At 60.6% G+C, this 19324-nt stretch carries 15 protein-coding genes and 1 pseudogene; 9 read left to right on the top strand and 7 right to left on the bottom strand.

The window, feature by feature from the left end:
* Positions 1–13: 13 nt before the first annotated feature.
* Both M0D65_RS00565 and M0D65_RS00560 read right to left on the bottom strand, forming a co-directional pair.
* A complete protein-coding gene (locus tag M0D65_RS00565) occupies positions 14–2296 on the bottom strand; it encodes an LPS-assembly protein LptD (RefSeq protein WP_266251162.1) in 2283 nt (760 codons plus the stop codon).
* Positions 2297–2459: 163 nt separating this feature from the next.
* The gene (locus M0D65_RS00560; RefSeq protein ID WP_266250324.1) at positions 2460–2654 is read right to left on the bottom strand and encodes a hypothetical protein; all 195 of its coding nucleotides are present in this window, start codon (positions 2652–2654) and stop codon (positions 2460–2462) included.
* Between the two features lie 477 nt (positions 2655–3131).
* On the opposite strand from M0D65_RS00560, the gene M0D65_RS00555 reads away from it, so the two are divergent.
* From M0D65_RS00555 to M0D65_RS00545, 3 genes are all read left to right on the top strand, one after another.
* On the top strand, positions 3132–4070 hold the full coding sequence (locus tag M0D65_RS00555) for a glycosyltransferase family 2 protein (RefSeq protein ID WP_266250323.1): 939 nt from the start codon (positions 3132–3134) through the stop codon (positions 4068–4070).
* Positions 4070–4453: a GtrA family protein gene (locus M0D65_RS00550; RefSeq protein WP_266251161.1), complete on the top strand. Its 384-nt coding sequence runs from the start codon at positions 4070–4072 to the stop codon at positions 4451–4453. The genes M0D65_RS00555 and M0D65_RS00550 overlap by 1 nt, the downstream gene beginning before the upstream one ends.
* 75 nt (positions 4454–4528) lie before the next feature.
* Positions 4529–6154 carry a hypothetical protein gene (locus M0D65_RS00545; protein WP_266250322.1) on the top strand — a complete coding sequence of 542 codons (1626 nt, stop codon included), beginning with the start codon at positions 4529–4531 and terminating at the stop codon, positions 6152–6154.
* A 69-nt stretch (positions 6155–6223) separates the two neighbouring features.
* Here M0D65_RS00545 and M0D65_RS00540 read toward each other — a convergent pair whose 3' ends face one another.
* From M0D65_RS00540 to M0D65_RS00530, 3 genes are all read right to left on the bottom strand, one after another.
* Positions 6224–6727 (bottom strand): VOC family protein, encoded by a 504-nt coding sequence (locus M0D65_RS00540; RefSeq protein WP_091010725.1) that lies wholly within the window; start codon positions 6725–6727, stop codon positions 6224–6226.
* 23 nt (positions 6728–6750) lie between these two features.
* Complete coding sequence (locus M0D65_RS00535) at positions 6751–7518, bottom strand: iron-containing redox enzyme family protein (RefSeq protein WP_266250321.1); 768 nt, start codon at positions 7516–7518, stop codon at positions 6751–6753.
* Between the two features lie 648 nt (positions 7519–8166).
* Complete coding sequence (locus M0D65_RS00530; protein WP_266250320.1) at positions 8167–9051, bottom strand: LysR substrate-binding domain-containing protein; 885 nt, start codon at positions 9049–9051, stop codon at positions 8167–8169.
* Between the two features lie 135 nt (positions 9052–9186).
* Here M0D65_RS00530 and M0D65_RS00525 point away from each other — a divergent pair, with 135 nt between their 5' ends.
* Genes M0D65_RS00525 through M0D65_RS00515 form a run of 3 tightly spaced genes read left to right on the top strand, consistent with a single transcriptional unit; the run spans position 9187 to position 12234 of the window.
* Entirely contained in the window at positions 9187–10074 is an 888-nt protein-coding gene (locus M0D65_RS00525) for a hypothetical protein (protein WP_266250319.1), read from the top strand.
* A gap of 35 nt (positions 10075–10109) precedes the next feature.
* A complete protein-coding gene (locus M0D65_RS00520; protein WP_266250318.1) occupies positions 10110–11336 on the top strand; it encodes a Xaa-Pro peptidase family protein in 1227 nt (408 codons plus the stop codon).
* A 37-nt stretch (positions 11337–11373) separates the two neighbouring features.
* Positions 11374–12234: a glycine betaine ABC transporter substrate-binding protein gene (locus M0D65_RS00515; RefSeq protein ID WP_266250317.1), complete on the top strand. Its 861-nt coding sequence runs from the start codon at positions 11374–11376 to the stop codon at positions 12232–12234.
* Between the two features lie 110 nt (positions 12235–12344).
* Here the strand turns inward: M0D65_RS00515 and M0D65_RS00510 are convergent, their stop codons facing one another.
* Positions 12345–14555 (bottom strand): xanthine dehydrogenase family protein molybdopterin-binding subunit, encoded by a 2211-nt coding sequence (locus M0D65_RS00510; RefSeq protein ID WP_266250315.1) that lies wholly within the window; start codon positions 14553–14555, stop codon positions 12345–12347.
* 3 nt (positions 14556–14558) lie between these two features.
* Complete coding sequence (locus tag M0D65_RS00505; protein WP_266250313.1) at positions 14559–15020, bottom strand: (2Fe-2S)-binding protein; 462 nt, start codon at positions 15018–15020, stop codon at positions 14559–14561.
* A gap of 186 nt (positions 15021–15206) precedes the next feature.
* Here M0D65_RS00505 and M0D65_RS00500 point away from each other — a divergent pair.
* The 3 genes and pseudogenes from M0D65_RS00500 to M0D65_RS00490 all read left to right on the top strand — a co-directional run.
* Positions 15207–16148 (top strand): annotated as a pseudogene (locus tag M0D65_RS00500) (AraC family transcriptional regulator N-terminal domain-containing protein); the annotation flags it as partial.
* Between the two features lie 176 nt (positions 16149–16324).
* Positions 16325–17344: a TRAP transporter substrate-binding protein gene (locus M0D65_RS00495; protein WP_266250311.1), complete on the top strand. Its 1020-nt coding sequence runs from the start codon at positions 16325–16327 to the stop codon at positions 17342–17344.
* A 16-nt stretch (positions 17345–17360) separates the two neighbouring features.
* Entirely contained in the window at positions 17361–19301 is a 1941-nt protein-coding gene (locus tag M0D65_RS00490; RefSeq protein ID WP_266250309.1) for a TRAP transporter large permease subunit, read from the top strand.
* Positions 19302–19324 lie beyond the last annotated feature (23 nt).

Genomic DNA, 19324 nt, shown 5'->3' with positions numbered 1-19324 from the left:
CGTACGACTGTCGTCACGGATAGTCCGAGAACCGAGACGTGGGCGCGTCGCTCGCCGGCAGCGGCGTATAGCCCGGTACATTCGCACGAAACTGATCGAGCAGCCCGTTATCGATCTTTGAAAAACCCTTGAGCTGCAGCTGCATCAGAACCCGGGTGCCGGTACTTGGCTCGGTCGTACTCGATGCGTTCGTATACTTTTCGAACGCGATACTGACCGCCCAGCAATCGGCGTCGTATTGAAGGCCGAGCAAACCGGCAATCAACCGGTGCGTGACCATGTCGTAGTTGATGCGCGCGACGCTCGACAGCCGGCGCGCGAGCGGCCACTGTTCCGAGACGATGAACTGGTTGACCGGTTCGTAATCGAGTGTCTCGTCTTCGCGCGTGTAGTGATAGGCGAAGTTCAACACCTCGCGGGTAGCGGGAGCCCAGCCGAACCCGACGGTCGCGCGCGACAGGTAGTGTTCGATTTCGTTGTACTGGACCGCCTGCTCGGCGCTGAAACCGGGGCCGATCCTGTACGACGCACCCACGATAATCCCGGTCCGGCTCATGTCGGAGATCGGCTCGCCGTCTACCAGCGTCACTTGTGGCGCCCGGAAGTCGTATAGCTGCGCAACGGTGAAGCGTGCCTTCTCGTCGCCACTCGATGGATCGATCAGGCGGCTCGTCACCGCAGCGGTAATGCGGCTCGCGTCCGCCACGCGGTCGCCGCCCACAAACGTGTTGTCGGTGAAGATTTCGGACAACCCGAAATCGGCTTCCGCGGTATCGAAGAGCGGTGCGAACTGCTGGTTGCGATACGGTGTGTAGACGTAATAGAGCCGCGGTTCTAGCGTCTGGATGAACGCGTGTCCGAACAGCCGGACACTGCGCTCGAAGGTCATGCCCGAATCGAGACTCAGCGTCGGCACGTTGAAGCTGAAGGTCTTCGGTTGCCCGGCCGGCGCATCGCTGCCTATCGACGACAGGTCATAGTCGACGAAATGCCACTTCAGTTGCGGCGTGAAAAACCAGCCAGGCCGAACGATCGGATAACTGATATACGGTGTGAAGGTGAAGCGATTGCCTTCGGTTACACCGGTCCCCGGCAACGTAAATCGCGTTGCATCGGCCTGGGTACCGAAGTCGAAACCATCCACGTTGTATTGCGAGTAGCGAACGTCTACCTGCGGTTCGCGGTTATACGTCGTGTCGGTCGAGAACGTCTGCCAGCGTTGCTCGCGTGCCAGTACCGACCACGGTCCGTTGTTGTAGGTGAGCCCGGCTTCCTGCTGATACAACGTGGTCGAACTGGTGGGGAACGCGGTACCCGACGCGAGATCGGTTGTCACCGAGGCATCCGACACCCGGTTGTAATTGACGTACCCGGCGAGACCCGGGGCGATCGTCCAGTTCTGCACCACAGCGATCGAGTAGCGGTTCGTCTTCGTGATCGCGTCGTCGGGCAGATACGCGACATCCATCGTGCCGGAAGACTTCGCTGTCAGATAGCGATAGTCGGCGCTCAACATTTCGCCGCGCTTCGACATATAGCGCGGCGTCAGCGTGAGGTCGTAGTTCGGTGCGATGTTGAAGTAGTACGGCAACGCGACATCGATGCCGTTGGTTGAACCGATCGAAAATGTAGGCGGTAACAGACCGCTTTGCCGATCGTTGGAAAGCGGAAACGACAGCCACGGGCTCGCGAAGATTGGCACGCCCTGGAAGAACAGCACGCCATCGTGTGCGATGCCGTCGTCGGCGCCCTGGTCGATATTGAACTGCGATGCCTTCACGTACCACGCAGGCTGGCCGTCGCACGGGCATGTGGTGTAGGTCCCGTCATGTATTACCGATCGTTCGTTGTCGATCAGGTCGATGCGTTGCGCGCTGCCCCAACCGCCAGTCAGGCTGAAGCGATACTTCGGCACCGTCATGTAGCCTTCGTTTGCATCTACACGCAGGTGCGCCTCGGGTCCCGTAAACACGTTGCCGTCGTTCACGATCTGCACGGCTCCGTACGCGTCGGCCATGTCGCTGTCGAATGCGTAATGCACATAGTCGCCCTTGACCGCCGACGTGTAGCGTCGCAATTCCGCGTTGCCCTTGAGCGCGAGATCGGTGTCTGTCGTAGCAGTCTCGCTGTTGCCCAATGTCAGCGTGGCAGCCTTTTGATTAGCGGGCAGCGAGTGTTCGGCGAGCTGCGGCGCGAGGCGCAAGTCCCATTGGCCACCGAGCGATTCCGGTGCTGCAGCTGTGCCCGTCAGTTGCGCATACACAGCCGGCGGCACCCAGCCTGCGGCGAGCAGCACGAGCGAAATCAGAGGTTTCAGATGAAAACCTCGCAGGGTGCTGCGCAGAGTCAAGATAAGTGTCGAACGATGTGCGATTCAGACCAGACGGCGCGAGACCGGCGTTGTGATGGTTCGGGCGAGGTCGCCCGAAGTGCTCGACTGGACGGCGAGCGTTGCGGGATCAAATGCGCGGTCTATCTTCCATGTGCGACGAATAAGCATGAAGCCTGTCGTCGGACACTGCGCTGGCCTCGCGGTAACCCGAGACCGTCAGCGTGCTATGCGTGGAGATCGAGGCCAGGAACGCGGAGTACACCGGAGCGGAACTGACCTTCAGCACCGCGGCAAGTACACAAGGGGTGAGAAATGATTTCATGATGACTGTCTGACCTCGCTGTAGCAGGAAGGGGCAGTCTCACGATAGCCGATGGTGTTCGTTGGTTTGTTACTGTCGTCTAGTTGTTCTTTACAGGATTTGTCATGAGCCGGAGGGATTGTGCAGGAGCGGCGGGCCGAGCACGTATGAGCACGCGTTTGCGTAATGGGCGCAAGACGGCGTTACGAATATCAAGGTCCGGAAATTTTTCGACAGCCGTAAGCGTTGGGAAGAATGCAATGCCGAATCGCGGTGAGAAGGCGTTGTTACTCACTATGTGAACGCGATTGTCTGGGCACACAGACGGATATCCCGATTCCATTGCACACAGCCAGATCGATCCCTATACTGCTTGCTGTTTGTAAGCAAGCCTCCGGGAGGGAGAGATATGGGGTTATCGCCTGTAGTTGCCGATCGCGGCTGAGCTGGCAAATCCACTCCTCGCCCGATCAACTTTTGTACTTCCGCCTGAATAGAATGACCGCATCGTCCACCTGTCGAATCGCAGTCCTGATTCCTTGCCTCAACGAAGCCCTGACCGTTCCGAATGTGATTCGCGACTTCAGAGAGGCGTTGCCAGGCGCAGAGGTCTTTGTCTTCGATAACAACTCCACGGATAAAACCATCGAAGTGGCGCGGGCGGCTGGTGCGACAGTACGCAAGGTCCCGCTGCGAGGTAAGGGCAACGTCATTCGGCGCATGTTCGCGGACGTGGATGCGGATGTCTATGTGCTGGTCGATGGTGACGATACCTACGACGCTCGCGTTGCACCCAGGATGGTTTCGGCGCTAATCGACGAAAGCCTGGACATGGTTGTGGGAACCCGTATCAGTCAAGAGCAGTGTGCCTATCGATTCGGTCATCGGTTCGGCAATGTTGCGCTGACCCGCTGCGTCTCGTCGATTTTCGGCAGGACATTTACGGACATGCTTTCGGGCTTTCGCGTTTTCTCCCGGCGCTATGTCAAGTCGTTCCCCGCTCACGCGTCTGGCTTCGAAACTGAAACCGAGCTAACGGTCCACGCACTGGAACTGAGGATGCCTGTATCGGAAGTCGTCACCGCATACCGGTCGCGCCCGGAGGGTTCGTGCAGCAAGCTGAATACTTACCGGGACGGCTTTCGTATTCTCGTCACTATCGTCAAGCTGCTGAAGTCGGAAAAGCCGTTTGCCTTCTTCGCCTCGGGCTCGTTATTGTGTGTGCTCGTTTCGGTCTTACTGGCTATTCCGCTGCTGGAGACGTACGTGGAGACGGGGCTCGTGCCGCGCCTTCCCACGGCATTGATGTGCGTGGCACTCGTGCTGTTCGGCGGCATCCTGCTGACTTGCGGCATGGTCCTCGACACGGTCACGCACGGAAGAGCCGAGGCCAAACGTCTGGCTTACCTGGCTGTTCCCGGGCCAGGCCGCTCGTGATCGGCAGTCAATTCATCCGGTTTGCCATTGCCGGCGTGATCGGTTTCGTTGTCGACGCGTCCGTTCTCTACCTGGCGCTAGCCTGTGGGCTCGGCCTGTTCGCGGGGCGGGCCGTTTCATTCATCGCAGCGGTCTGGGTAACGTGGCGTATCAACCGGCGGCATACCTTTCGCGAGCGCGCCGAGAGGTCCGCATGGGTCGAATGGTGGCGCTATCTTCTGTCCATGCTCGGGGGCGCCAGCGTGAACTACGCGACTTACTCGGCCGTCGTCCTCACCGTGCATGGCTGGCGACTTGTTCCCCTGATTGCTGTGGCTTGCGGGTCGGTCGCGGGACTGTTTGTTAACTTCTTTGCCGCGAAGCGCTGGGCATTCAAGAAATAGTTCGACACATCACTGCGGTAAAACCAGATGAACACACACTTCACGGCATGCCGGAACGGGCTCTTCCGGACACGGATGAACAGCCGTCGGTCTCTACTGATCGCGTGCTGGATTGTGCCGTTGATATACGGTGTCTATTCAGTAATGCAGGGTGCGGATTCGAACTGGGATATCCGCAACTATCATCTTTATAACGCTTTCGCGCTGCTCCACGGAAAGATAGCGATCGATCTGGCGCCGGCGGGAATGCAGAGTTACTTCAACCCGTTGCTGGATGTTCCGTATTACCTGATGTCGATGCACCTGCCGGCGATGCTGGTGGGATTCATCATGGGGGTGGTGCACGGTCTCAACTTTGTCGTGCTCCTGGGAATATGCCGTCTGACGCTTGTCGATCTGCCGGAACACGAGCGGAACAGGACGTCATTCTGGCTCGCACTCGCAGGTTGCCTTACCGCAAACTTCATGTCGGCCATAGGCAACTCGATGGGCGACAACACTACTTCGCTCTTCAGCCTCGGGGCACTGCTTGTCGTCATGACGGTCTGGCCGCGGTTGGCCGAGGTGAGGACGCGTGTCCTTTTGGTTATCGCAATCGGCGGGATCATTTCTGGGCTGGGGGCGGGACTCAAGCTCACGACTGTCGTGTATTCGGTCGCTTTGTGCGTGGGATTGTTGTTTGCGCCGATATCGGCGACAGCTCGTCTGCGCGTCGCGTTTACCTTTGGAGTCGGTGTACTTCTCGGTATAGCGGCAACGGGGGGGTATTGGTTCGTGGAGATGTGGCGCCTGTATGGGAACCCTCTTTATCCGCAATACAGCTCCATTTTCCCAAGCGCACTGACGTCGAGCGTTGGAGTGATCGATACGCGGTGGTTCCCCAAGAGCCTCTGGGAAGCCTTGATTTTTCCGTTTGTATTCTCACTCAACCCTTTCCGCGTCGGGCAGGCAAGGCTACATCAAGGCATCTGGGCCGTTGCATACGTCATCTTCTGGTGTTGGGTGATCGCGGTTTTTGTGCGTAGTCGCAAGGGTGCGCTTACGACGAGCCTGACCCCTGCCGCGCGTTACGTCGTCGCGTATGTTGCTATTGGGTATCTCGTGTGGATGATGCTGTTCAGTATCCAGCGGTATCTGGTGGCAATCGAGCTGTGTGTTCCCCTCTTCATCTATCTTCTGCTCACGCAGTTGTTCGCCTATCGCGTCGCGCGTCATTTAACCAGGGCGTTACTCGTGGTTTGCACGACGGTCGTTCTGGTTGGAGGCGCCCACTCGTGGGGGCACGATGCGTGGGCGAAGAGGATGTTCGAGGTGGATGTGCCACCGCTTCCCGAACCTCAGACGACGACGGTGCTGCTCACCGCAGGCGATCCGCCGCTCGGCTGGCTGGTGCCGATGTTCCCCGATACGGTCGCATTCGCAACGACCAGGTCGGCGTTTCCGCAGGCTCGACCGGCGTACGACAACAAGATTCACGACATTGTCCGGCAGCGAGGCGGACCTGTGTACGCGCTAATCCCGGGTTACTGGTCCGACGGCCAGGCAGATGCAGCGAAGGATGCAGCGGAACTCGTCGATTCGGGTCAAGCGTTGGCTGACTACGGCTTTTTGCTTGATGTTGGCTCATGTAAGACTTTTCTTGCGCATATCGGCAGGGGTGTCTATCCGTATCAGTGGTGTCGTATCTCCAGCACGAGGTGACGAAGCAGGGGGCGCTTCGTGAACCGGGCTCGTTGAGCCCGGTTCACACAAGCAACCGCGTACAGGCCACTAAGCCTGATAACTAGCGTCCGCCACCACCGTCTCAAGACTACTCAGATCCTTGGTCTTAGGATCGAATATCTTCGAGAACACCTCATCGTGGTTCTTGAACGCCTTGAACTCCAGCGCATTGCCCGAGGGATCGACGACGAACATCGTCGCGTGCTCGCCCGGCATGCCCGCCATGCGAACGTGCGGCGGATCGAAGAACGGATAGTTCTGTGTCTTGATACGCTCAGCCATGTCGCCCCACGTCTGCCGGTCGAGATTCAGACCGAAGTGCGGCACGATAACTTTCTCGTTATGAAATTTCGACTCGAACATCGCGGGTGTCCGGTCATAACTTTGCGGCGCGATATGCAGCACCAGATGATGGCCGTAGAAGTTGAAGTCGATGAAGTTGTCGGTAGAGCGTCCTTCGTGTCCGCCCAGCACGTCGCGATAGAACTGTCGTGATGCTTCGAGATCGGTGACGGGTATGGCGAGATGGAACTGCGTGTGAATCTGTTTCATGTGAGGGCTCCGCAGTAGAAGATCTAGGAAAGCGCGACGCTGTCCGCTGCGCCGACTGGCGCGGCTTGCAGCTGGAAGTTGCAGGAGGGCGCAACTCGCGTGCGTTTGACGTCGGTGGAGCGAATGGACGCAAAAATGTTGCTCCAGAAAAGTCCCCACGAGGTCATGCTCTCCTGGTAACCACGACCAAGGTCCGTCACCGCGTCGCCGCCTTGCTGAATGATTTCCTCGTTGATGAGCTGACGCGTCCGGAGCCGGTGTTCGATATCGTGCTCGCCGATATGCAGGTCCCAGAACTTCCAGTCGATGGACGCGCGGTTCTGCTGGACATACGGATTCTTGATGACGTGTTCGTACAGCTTCGCCAGATAGATCTGGCACACGCATTCGCCGCCCATCCCGCGCAATCCGACCGCATAGGCGTTGCTCGTGTTGTTGCTGACGAGTTTTGTCCGGGTTCCGTCGAGCATGTCGATGTTGTCGGCGAGCGCCAGCGTATCCAGTTCTTCGTTCTGGCTGCACAGGCTTCTCAGAAAGTCGTCGTAGAGCCGCGGATGCGCGCCGGCAGGATCGCCGCGCCCCAGTTCGTCGAACAGGACGTCGGCCATGAAGCTGCGCAGCTTGCCGTCTTTCAGGCGCGCAACCAGGATCGCGATATCCGGAATGTAGTAGACGGTGAAGTAGCGGTACTGGATGAGGATGGCGTTGAGTTGCTCGGGGCTGGCGGTTTCGACGAATGAAAAAAGCTCGCTTGCACGTTCGACAGTCTGTTCCTGCAGGGTGTCCGCCATGCGCCAGAACTGATCCGCATTCTCGGAGCTCCAGCTGATATCGGTTTTATGCACAGTAAATACCTCGCTTCTGATTCCATGCGCGCGGACTTACATTTATTTTCTTGGTAGCGGGCATGGGAGCGTTGTTTGACACAATACGCATCGACGAATCGATACGCTGACAGGGGAAATTAAAATTTGAATTGGAATTGATTGTTCGTTGAGGATTCTCCTTGCCGGTTGATTGAGGGGTGAGAACTTATAAACGGCCAGGGAAAAGAGGAGCAACCAAGGGAAATACGTTGCGCAGCGTGAATCACGCGCTGGGTCGAGCCCACGTGCGAAGGTTGGCGGTACCGTGCGGAACCTTTACGTCTCCTTGTTTTTTGATTGAGGCGATCACGACAGGTGAAGCGGTTTTATGATTCACGCATAAGACCGTTTTAATCGCGTCGACTGATTGCCGCAGTATAGTAATCGTCGAGAGGATTGTTAATTTTAATTTGAACGATGACTGATTGTGTGCGCAAATCAGATCGCTGCATCGCCTTTTTAATGTGGGTAAGTTAATCCGTGAGGCATATTCGGCGGCTACATCGAGTGCCGTGAATAAGCGGCGAGTCGCGGTGATAGCGTGGCATCGTGTGACGCCGGACGATGGTCCTGTTACCGCCGCCGCTCCTCGATCATCCCCTCGATCAACGTCGCTAGTTCATCGGCGGCCGGGTCGCAGATCCCCGACGAGCGATGCAGTTCGAGATCGGCCGGCGGCAGTGGCGGCAATCCTTCGTCTTCGCCAAGCACGCGCCAGTTCGGCGGCAACGTGCAGCGATCGATGATCGTCACCGCGGCACCATGATTCACGGCGATCTTGATGCCGGTCGGGCTCTGGCTCGTATAGACCACGTGACACGGACGATCGAGCGCGGCCAGTGCCTCTAGACCGCGCTGCCGGTAGCAGCAGGTCTCGGGAAACAACGCAAGCGGCACCGGCGCCGTTTTATCCAGCGCGAAGTCCCGATGCGCGGCCCACACCACGTCTTCGCTGCCGAGATGCCGGCCGCCCGTTTGCGTGCCGTGCCGTACGACGAGCGCCAGATCCAGTTCGCCTGCCTGCAGGCGTTCGAGCAGTTCGAGCGACATCCGGCAATGAATATGCGGTCGCACGTCCGGCCGCAGCGCGTAAAACTTCTTCAGCAGATCGGGTAGCCACAATTCCGCATAGTCCTCAGGTAGTCCAAAGCGGATCACGCCGTCGCGTCGGCCCCGATTCAGTGCGGCGATGGCGTCGTTTTGCACCTGAATAATGCGCCGCGCGTGAATCAGGAAATTCTCCCCATCGCGCGATAACGACAGGCGCCGGCTGTTGCGCAGAAACACGTGCGTCTCGAGCCGCTCTTCAAGCGTGCGAATGCGCAGGCTGATAGTGGACTGCGTGCGATGAAGCTGTTTCGCGGCGGCCGTAAAGCCGCCGCTGTCGACCACTGCAACGAATGCGCGCAGCAGTTCGGGGTCGAGCGCACTGAGCCGTGACCAATCGGGTTCGCTCATCGCAGCCATCGGAATTACTCGCTTTCCAGAAGAAATTGGCGAACAAAAGATGAAGCGTCATTAACGGATCGCGATTCGCGATACCTCACACCCTTCATCGATCCGCCATCCATACCGGAACCGGGAGCTAATATCGTGCCAGTCAGTCCTGCCCTTGCCGATGCCGAATGCAGCGATCTCGGCGATATCGTCGACGCCGAGCGTTTTCCGTTGCACGAACCGGACGGTCCGCGCATGCGCGAGCTGATCGAGAGTTGTCGTGCGCGTCTTGCTGAAACGGGTAGCGCCGTGTTGCACGGTTTTCTGCGTCCGGCAGCACTCGCCCAGGCGCGCGACGAAGGTCTCGCACTCGCCCACAAGACCTACTTTTCGAGCCGCCGCGTCAACGCGTATTTCACCGCCGACGATCCTTCGCTCCCGGAAGGCGATCCGCGACGCGTCTTCATGGACCGCACCAGCGGCTTCGTCACACGCGATGTGATTCCCGCCGACGCGATCATTCATCGCATCTATGTCGCACACGCGATGAAGCGTTTCGTTGCTGCATGTCTTGGCGAAGCGCGCATCTGGGAATACGCGGATCCGTATGCGGGGCTCGTACAGAACGTGATGCCGCCGGGCACTCAACAGCCGTGGCACTACGACACGAACGAATTCATCGTGTCGATGATGACGCAGCAGCCGGAGGCCGGCGGCGGTTTCGAATATTGCCCGGGCATCCGCTCGCCGGAGGGAGAGAACTACGGCGAAGTCGGACGTATCGTGCGCGGCGAGACGCGTGCACCGATCAACGTGATCACGCTGCAGCCGGGCGACCTGCAACTGTTCAAGGGACGGTTCTCGCTGCATCGCGTGACGCAGGTGGAGGGTTCGATCGAACGTCATACGGCCATCTTCGCGTACTCGAAGAAGCCAGGCGTGATCGGACGGCTTGAGCGCACCCGCCAGCTCTACGGACGCGTTTCCGAAATGCATCTCGAAGCCGAGCAACGGCTTGTGCGTGCGGACGACCTGGTCGACTGACCTTCACCTTATTAAATAAACCCCCCGCAGACACCATGACCATACTTCGCCCAACTCATCTTCCCGAAGACTGCGAACCGACTGCAGAGGAGATCGCGCAGATCCAGCGCGATCGGCTCGCTGCAGTGCGCCGCGAACTAAAGAAGCGCGACCTGACCGCAGCCGTGTTGTTCGATCCCACTCACATGCGCTATGCGACAGGCTCGCGCAACATGCAGGTCTACTCGATGCGCAATCCGGCGCGCTATGTGTTCGTGCCGGCCGAAGGCAAGGTCGTGCTGTTCGAGTATGCCGGCTGCGATTTTCTGGCCGACGGTCTCGACACCGTCGACGAAGTGCGGCCAGCGACTGCGATTTCCTACTACTTCTGCGACGACATGCTTGGTCGCGTGACCGAGCGCTGGGCCGACGAAATCGATGAACTGGTGCGGCAATCGGGCGGCGGTAAACGTCTTGCAATCGAAAGCGCGACCTCGGCGGCGGCATTCGCGCTGCAGGCACGCGGCTACCAGATCTCCGACGCCCAGGAGCCGCTGGAACGCGCGCGTGCGATCAAGGTACCCAACGAGATCAAGATGATCCGCTCGTCGCTGCGCGCAGCCGAAGAGGGCGTGCGCAAACTCGAGGCGGCACTGGTGCCGGGTATCAGCGAGAACGAGCTGTGGTCGCATCTGCACAAACACATCATCGAGACCGACGGCGACTACGTCGAAACACGTTTGATCAGTTCGGGCCCGCGGACCAACCCGTGGTTCCAGGAAAGCAGCCCACGCAAGATTCAGGCGGGGGAACTCGTCGGTCTCGATACCGATGTGGTGGGACGCTTCGGCTACTACGCCGACTTCTCACGCACGTTCCTGTGCGGCGACGGACCGGCGACAGCCGCGCAGAAGAACCTGTATCGCCTCGCCTACGAGCAGGTGCATTCGAACATGGAGAACGTACGCGCCGGCACGACGTTTCAGGAGTTCATTGCGAAAGCGTGGAAGATCCCCGGGCCGTATCAGGCGCGTCGTTACTTTGCACTCGCACACGGCGTCGGCATGACCGGCGAATATCCGTACATCGTGCATCGCGAGGACAACGAGGCGAAAGGCTATGACGGTGTGATCGAACCGGGCATGACGCTGTGCATCGAGAGCTACATCGGTCACGAAGACGGTGGCGAAGGCGTGAAGCTCGAAGAGCAGGTGTATGTGCGCGACGACGGCCGCGTCGAGTTGTTGTCCGACTATCCGTTCGAAGCGCGTCTGCTTGCTTAACGGCACGCGCGAGCACGTTCCTTTCCTGGAAATCATCATGACCACACTGTTCAGGCGAGCGCTGCTCGCACTGTATCTGCTCGCCATACCGGTTGCGGGTTCGTTTGCCGCTGACCGCACGATATCGATCGGCGTTAACAACTGGGCGGAGAACATCGCCGTCGCGAATCTGTGGAAGGTACTGCTTACACAGAAGGGCTATACGGTGAATCTGCAGTCGGGCGACAAGGCGATCATCTACAGCGGTGTTGCGCAACGCAAACTCGATCTCACCTTCGAGGTCTGGCTGCCTTCCGCCGATGCCGCACCATACGACAGCGTGAAGACGCGTGTGGAGAAGATCGGCCCGTGGTTCGACAAGGCACAGCTCGGGCTCGCGGTGCCGGACTACGTGAAGATCGATAGCGTCGATCAGTTGAACGCGAGCAGCAGTCAGTTTCTCCATGACGGCAAACCGACGATCTTCGGCATCGAACCCGGCAGCGGCTTGATGAAGCTCACCGCAAAAGCGAAGGTCGACTATGCGCTCGATTACGCGGTGCTGCCTTCGTCGGAAGCTGCGATGTTGCTTGCGCTGCAGCGTGCCGGGAAGCGCCAGGAGCCGATCGTCGTTACGCTGTGGAATCCGCACTGGGTGTGGGCGAAGGAGAAGCTGCATTACCTGAAGGACCCGAAGGGGACGTTCGGTACACCGGACGCGATCTATGCGATTGCTGCGTCGAACCTGAGTGCTACGTGGCCGGACGTGTCGCGCTGGTTGCATCAATGGAAGATGGACGACCAGACGCTTGGCGATCTGATGAACGAGATTCGCAGCGCCGGCGATACGCAGCCGGAGAAGGGGGCTGCGTTGTGGGTCGCGAAGAATCCGGGGGTGGTCGGGCAGTGGTTGAAGTAGGTGGGGGAGGTATCAGCGGTGCGGGTCTGCATCGCCAGGGCAATTGTGCAACAGGCTGCTGCACAATTGCGGGCGCGGGCCAAGCCTGCGCCCGCGTCGACATCAGTCAATCAGGCGCTCTTCTCCGCCTCCCCCGGAAACGGTAACACATGAATCCGCTTCCCCGTAGCCGCAAAAATCGCATTCGCCACCGCAGGCCCAACCGGCGCAACCCCGGGCTCCCCGACACCAGTCGGCGCTTCACCCGACTGCACGATATGCACCTCGACCTTCGGCATCTCCGACATCCGCAGCACCTGGTAGGTGTCGAAGTTATTCTGCTCGACCCGACCGTCCTTCAACGTAATCGCACTGTGCAGCGCGGCGCCCAGGCCGAAGCCGATACCACCTTCCATCTGCGCGGTAATGATGTCGGGATTGATCGGCGTGCCGCAATCCACCGCACAGACAACGCGCTCCACTTTCACGTTGCCGTCCTTGTCGACGGAGACTTCCGCGACCTGGGCGACGAACGTCTTGAACGCTTCGGCCACTGCAATGCCGCGGCCACGTCCTTGCGGTAGCGGCGTAGCCGGATTCCAACCGGCTTTCTGCGCCGCGAGTTCAAGCACGGCCCGCATACGTGGTTCTTCCGCAAGCAGATCGCGGCGAAACACGAACGGATCCTTGCCTGCGGCGTGCGCGGCTTCATCGATGAACGCTTCCACTGCGAACGCCGTGTGCGAGCTGCCAACCACGCGCCACCACAACACCGGCACGCCGGTTTGCGTGGTCGTCAGTTCGACGGACACATTCGGAATCGCATAGGCGATGTTCGCAGCACCTTCGACGGACGTTGCGTCGATCCCGTCCTTGATCATGCCGTCGGCGAATGGTGTACCGGCGATGATCGACTGCCCGACGATCCTGTGCCGCCAGCCCACCAGCTTGCCGTCGGCGCTCAGTCCGGCGTCGAGCTTGTGGAAATACATCGGCCGATAGAGACCGCCGTGGATATCGTCCTCGCGCGTCCATTGCAGCTTGACCGGCGTGCCGTTTGCACCGAGCGCTTTCGCGATCGATACAGCCTCGACGATGTAGTCCGACCAGACGTTCGCGCGTCGTCCGAAACTTCCGCCGGCATACAGCGTGTGTATCTTCACCTGCTGCGGGTCGAGCCCCGCCGTGCGTGCGGCGTTGCCCTGGTCGACGGTCTGGAACTGGTCGCCGGCCCAGATCTCGCAGCTGTCCGCGGTGAGCTTGACGACGGCATCGAGCGGTTCCATCGGTGCATGCGCGAGGTAGGGGAACGAGTAGGTGGCCGAGACCTTCTTCGCCGCGCCCGCCAGCGCCTGCGTCGCATCGCCGACTTTCTTCGCGGATGCGCCTGGCTTCTCGGCGAGCTGCCGGTACTCGCTCATGATCGCGTCGGAACTGCGCTTCTCGGCCTTCGTATCGTCCCACTCGACCTTCAGCGCATCGCGGCCCTGTTTCGCCGCCCAGAAGCCCTTCGCAACCACCGCGACACCGCCCGGCACCTGCACGACCGAAACGACACCAGGCACGGCCTTCGCCGCCGATGCATCGAACGATTTAACCGTCGCACCGAATAGCGGCGGCCGTTGCAGCAGCGCGACCAGCATGCCGGGAAACGTTACGTCGAGTGTGAACTGCGCGGTGCCGTTGGTTTTCGGCGGCACGTCGACGCGTGGTAGCTGCTGGCCGATCAGACGAAAATCCTGCGGCGACTTGAGTGTGACCTTGTCCGGCACCGGCAAACGCGCGGCGGCCGACGCAAGCGAGCCATACGTCGCTGTGCGGTTACTGGCGGTGTGATGAACGCTGCCGTCGCGCGTCGTCAGTTCGGCGGCAGGTACCTGCCATTGCGCAGCCGCAGCGGACACCAGCATCGCACGCGCTTTCGCGCCGGCTTCACGCATCTGCATCCACGAGTTGGCCATCGCCGAGCTGCCGCCTGTGCCCTGGATCGTGCCGAACGCGAGATTCGCGTAGCGTTTCGCATCGGCGGGGGCGCTTTCGACGCGCACGTCCTGCCAGTTCGCATCGAGTTCTTCGGCGAGGATCGTCGCGAGGCCGGTGTACGCACCCTGGCCCATTTCGACGTGCTTGGCGATGATCGTGATGCTGTTGTCGGGCGCCACACGCACGAACGCATTCGGTACGAACTCCGCATTCGGCAGCGTGGCGGCGAGTGCGCGGCGACCGGTGCCCACCCACTCGAAGCCAACGATCAAACCCACTGCGGCGACAGTGCCGGTTGCTTTCAGAAAAGTCCGGCGGGACGGGCGCACCACATCCTTGAGATCGAGATCGGTCGTCATGGCTCAGACCTTCAAGGTAGCGGCGGCTTCGTGGATGGCCGCACGAATGCGGTTATAGGTCGCACAGCGGCACAGGTTGCCGCTCATCGCGCTGTCGATATCGGCGTCGGTCGGTGTCGCATTGCGTTCGAGCAAAGCGGTCGCGGACATGATCTGTCCGGACTGACAGTACCCGCACTGCGGCACCTGCAGCTTGACCCACGCGGCCTGGATCGCTTTGGCGGGCGCGCTGGTAATGCCTTCAATCGTCGTGATGCGCTTGCCGGCCACCGCGGCGAGCGGCAGCACGCACGAACGCGTGGCTTCGCCCTCCAGATGGACTGTGCACGCGCCGCATTGCGCCATGCCGCAGCCGAACTTCGTGCCGTGCAGGCCGGCGTCCTCGCGGATCGCCCAGAGTAGTGGGGTGGTGGGATCGGCATCGAGCGTGATGTTCTTGCCGTTCAGGACAAACGATGTGGACATGAACTCTCTCCGTGGGGGAAAGCCCGGACTTGGCGCCGGGTGTACGCGGGAGTGTGAAGGACGGCGCGCCGTTGTGCTTACACAATCCTGCAAAAATATTGAACAATGCTGCAAATCCGGCGGGCGGATGCGGGTGGTCCGCTGGGGATTCAGTATGCTCAATGTCCTCAACCGATTTCAAAGCGTATGGAACAGAATGCCTCGTGGTTCGATGCCTCGGCATCGCGCGAAACGGCCCGCCGCGAACTGGCCGCGCTCATCGGTCGCTTCGCGCCCTGCGACGGCGGCCATCAGACGGCGATTCCCTCGCTGTCGTTCTACCGTTGTTCGGCGCCCGTCGATCTCGGCTGCGGCGTTTCGCACTCGGCATTCGTGTTTGCAGCCCAGGGCGCCAAGCGGGTCGTGGTCGCGGGGCACGCGTATCAGTACGATCACCTGCATTGCCTCGTGACGTCCGTCGACCTGCCGACGATGTCGCAAGTGACCCGGGCGTCCGCCGCCGAGCCCTATCTGTGCATGAAGCTTGCACTCGATCCACAACGCATCGTCGAGCTGGCGGCGCAGTTGCATCTGCCGGAGCCGGAGGCCGTGCCGGCGGAAGAGGGGATCGCGGTAGGTCCGCTGTCGACCCCCGTTTTCGATACCGCGCTGCGGCTCGCCCGATTGCTCGATACTCCTGGCGACATCCCGATCCTCGCGCCGCTCATCGAGAAGGAATTGCTCTACCGGTTGATGACGAGCGAGATGGGGACGCGCTTGCGACACGTGGCCGTGACCGGCAGCCAGACATACCGGATCGCGCGGGCAATCGAATGGATCCAGCATCACTACACCGAGCCGCTACGGGTGGAGACGCTCGCGCAGCAGGTCAACATGAGCGTGTCGTCGCTGCATCATCACTTCAAGAACGTCACGACGTTGAGCCCGCTGCAGTATCAGAAGCAACTTCGGCTGCATGAGGCGCGGCGGTTGTTGCTCAGGCACAGCGGGGATGTCCGCTCGGTGGCGATCAGGGTGGGTTACGACAGTCCTTCGCAGTTCAGCCGCGAATACAGCCGGCTGTTCGGGGCGCCGCCGCTGCGGGATGTCGCGCAATTCAGGCGCGGGAACGGGCCGGCGATGAGCGAGGCGAGTGAGACGACTGAGGTGCGCGAGGCCATCCAGGACGATTCCGTCGACGGAAAGACTGGGGGTATTCCCTCATATTCCGTGTTAACCCTCGATCATTGAAGCCCCCGGCTGTCCTCTCTATGATGAGTCAAACGGTTTGGTAGAACGTTTTACAAAACATAGGAGACACCGTCATGCAGGTCACCCGTCGCCGTTTTATCCAGAGCGCGACAGCCGCGGCCGCGGCGCTATCGGTGCCGGCGATCGGCCGCGCGAGCGCGCCCATCGCGCTGCGCTTCTCATCGACGATGACGGCCGACGGTAACTCCGCGCACTACATCTGGTACCAGCGCTTCGCCGAGAACCTGAAGAAGAGCGTCGGCGAGCAGATCCGCGTCGACTTCTTCGCGAACGGGCAACTGGGCAAGGAAGCCGACGTCGTGCAGCAGGTCAGGCTCGGTTCAATCGACATGATGATTACGGGCAGTTCGATCTGGGCGACCGCGTTGCCCGAACTCGCACTGCTCGATCTCGGCTTTCTGTTCGGCGACTACGCACACGTTGCTCGCGCGGTGGACGGTGGCGTGGCCGGCGTCTACGACAATCTGTTGCAAACGCGCACCGGTTGTTCGGTGATCGGCTGGGGCTCGCACTTCAACGGTCGTAGCGTGTACACGAAGCCCGCGATCAAGAATCTCGCGCAGCTAAAGAACGTCAAGCTGCGCGTGCTGCCGACTCAGGCGTTTGTCGAAACCTTCAAGCTGATGGGCGCGATCCCGACGCCGATTGCGTTCAACGAGGTCTACACGGCGGTGCAGACCGGCGTGGTGGAGGGCTTCGAACACGACGCGGCGAGCGTGCTGTCGAACAAGTTGAACGAGGTTGTGAAGAATAGCTGGCAGACCAACCATCTGTTCAGTCCGTGCATCGTCGTGATCGGTAAGCGCGGTCTCGCGAAAATTCCCACGCCGCTGCAACAACCGTTTCGCGCTGCTGCCAGCGAGGCGAGCCTGTATCAGCGCAAGGAAGCCGTCACCAAGGGCGCCGACGCGCTCGCGACGCTGCAAAAGCAGGGCATGACTTTCTACCCGATGGCGACCGCGGAGCGCGACACCGTGCGCAAGATGATGCGCGATCAGTTGTGGGTGCCGTTCACGCGCACGTATCCGGTGACCGCGCCGGTGCTGGCCGCGATCGACAAGACTCGCGCATAACCACGGGAGTCGGGACATGAACGAATCACTGAGTCAGATGCGTGGCGTTGGTCTGCGTGATGAAGCGAGCGAGGCAAGCGGCACGCACGGCGCAACGTCGGGCACGTGGAGTTTCGGCACAGGCGGTTTCGTAGGCCGGACACTGGCCACGCTGTGCGTTCTGGTCGAGCGACTGTGCGCGGTGGTGCTCGCACTCGACGTGCTAGTCGTCTTCGTCTCGGTGATCCTGCGTTACTTCGTTCATCACCCGGTCGACTGGGCCGAGGAAATCGCGGGCGATCTGATGGTGATGCTGGTGTTTCTCGGCGGGGCGACTGTGCTTGCGCGCGGCCAGCATGTGCATATCGATTTCTTTCGCGGTTTGCTACCCGCTGCGTGGCGGCCAGTGGCCACGCAGACCGGCGGCTGGATCGTCGCCGGAACCGCGGGAGGGCTTGCGTGGTCGGCGTGGCAACTGCTCGGCGATGCGGCAAACGTCACCACACCGATGGGCCTGCCGCAATGGATCGGCGTGTTGCCGGTGCTGCTGGGCGCACTGTTGATGACGGCCGTCGGCATCGCCAACGCCGTGCGCGGTGCAACCCGAGGCACATGGTTCACGCTAGCCGGCTGCTGCGCGATCGTCGCTGCGGTCTACGCCTGGAACACGCTGTTCGACGCGTACGCAATTGCGCCGTGGGTACTGCTGCTCGCAGGCTTTGCCGGCAGCCTCGCGGTCGGTGTACCGATCGCCTTCGTGCTTGCTCTCGCCGCACTGCTGTTCTTCATCAGCGAACCCAGCCTGCCGATGATCATCTATTCGCAGCAGGTGATGGCCGGCATCGACCACTTCGTGCTGCTCGCCATTCCGTTCTTCGTGCTGGCCGGTCTGCTGATGGAAGCGAACGGCATGTCGGCGCGCTTGATCGAATTGCTGGTGCGCATCTTCGGCCGCGTGCGCGGTTCGATGAACCTGATTGCGATTCTTGCCACCGCGTTCTTCTCCGGTGTGTCGGGTTCGAAGCTCGCCGACATCGCGGCGGTCGGCGGGATCGTCGTGCCGGCGGTGCGGCGCACGCGTCAGGACGCAAACGAGACGGCGGCGGTACTCGCGGCATCGGCGGTGATGGCTGAAACAATTCCGCCGTGCATCAACATGATCATCATCGGTTTCGTCGCGAACATCTCGATCGGCGGACTGTTTCTCGCGGGCATCGTGCCTGCCATCGTGATGGCGCTCGCGCTGTCGACGATGGTCGTGATCTTCGGCAAGAAGATCGATCCGCGGACGGCGTTTCCTGCGCGTACGCCGTTGCTGCGGTTACTTGGCGGCGCGCTGGTCGCACTCGTGATGGTCGTGATGATCGGCAAGGGCGTGACCTCGGGTGTTGCTACTTCGACCGAGGTATCGGCGTTTGCGGTGGTGTATGCGCTTGTCGTAGGTGGCCTTGCGTTTCGCGAACTCACGGTGCGCTCCGTTGCGCGTTTGTTTGTGCGTGCTTCATCGATGGCGGCGGGGATTCTCTTTATCGTCGCGGCTGCATCTGGCGTCGCGTATGCGCTGACCGTCATGCAGATCCCCGCGCTGCTGTCGGCCACCATGCTGACGCTCGCGCACGACTACGGCAGCGTCGCGTTTCTCGGTGTGTCGGTGCTGATCATGATCGTGTTCGGCGCGGTGCTCGAAGGTGCGCCCGCGTTGATTATCTTCGGGCCGCTGCTGGTGCCGATCGCCGTACAACTCGGCATCAATCCGCTGCACTTCGGCACGATTGCGGTCACGGCGATGGGGCTCGGCCTGTTCGCCCCACCGTTCGGCCTCGGGCTTTTCGCCACCTGCGCGATGACCGGTACGCGCGGTGAAGACGTGGCGCGCCACATGCTCAAATACCTCGCGTTATTGGCTGTGATGCTCGCGCTACTGGTGCTGGTGCCGTCGATTTCGCTGTGGCTGCCACGGCATTTCAACATGGCCTGATCTGGAAACTTCATACGCAAAGA

The sequence above is a fragment of the Paraburkholderia sp. CHISQ3 genome, assembly GCF_030464945.1.
Classification (GTDB): Bacteria; Pseudomonadota; Gammaproteobacteria; order Burkholderiales; family Burkholderiaceae; genus Paraburkholderia; species Paraburkholderia megapolitana.
Note: the sequence above shows the minus strand (reverse complement) of the source record. Positions and strands in the feature narration are given on the sequence as shown.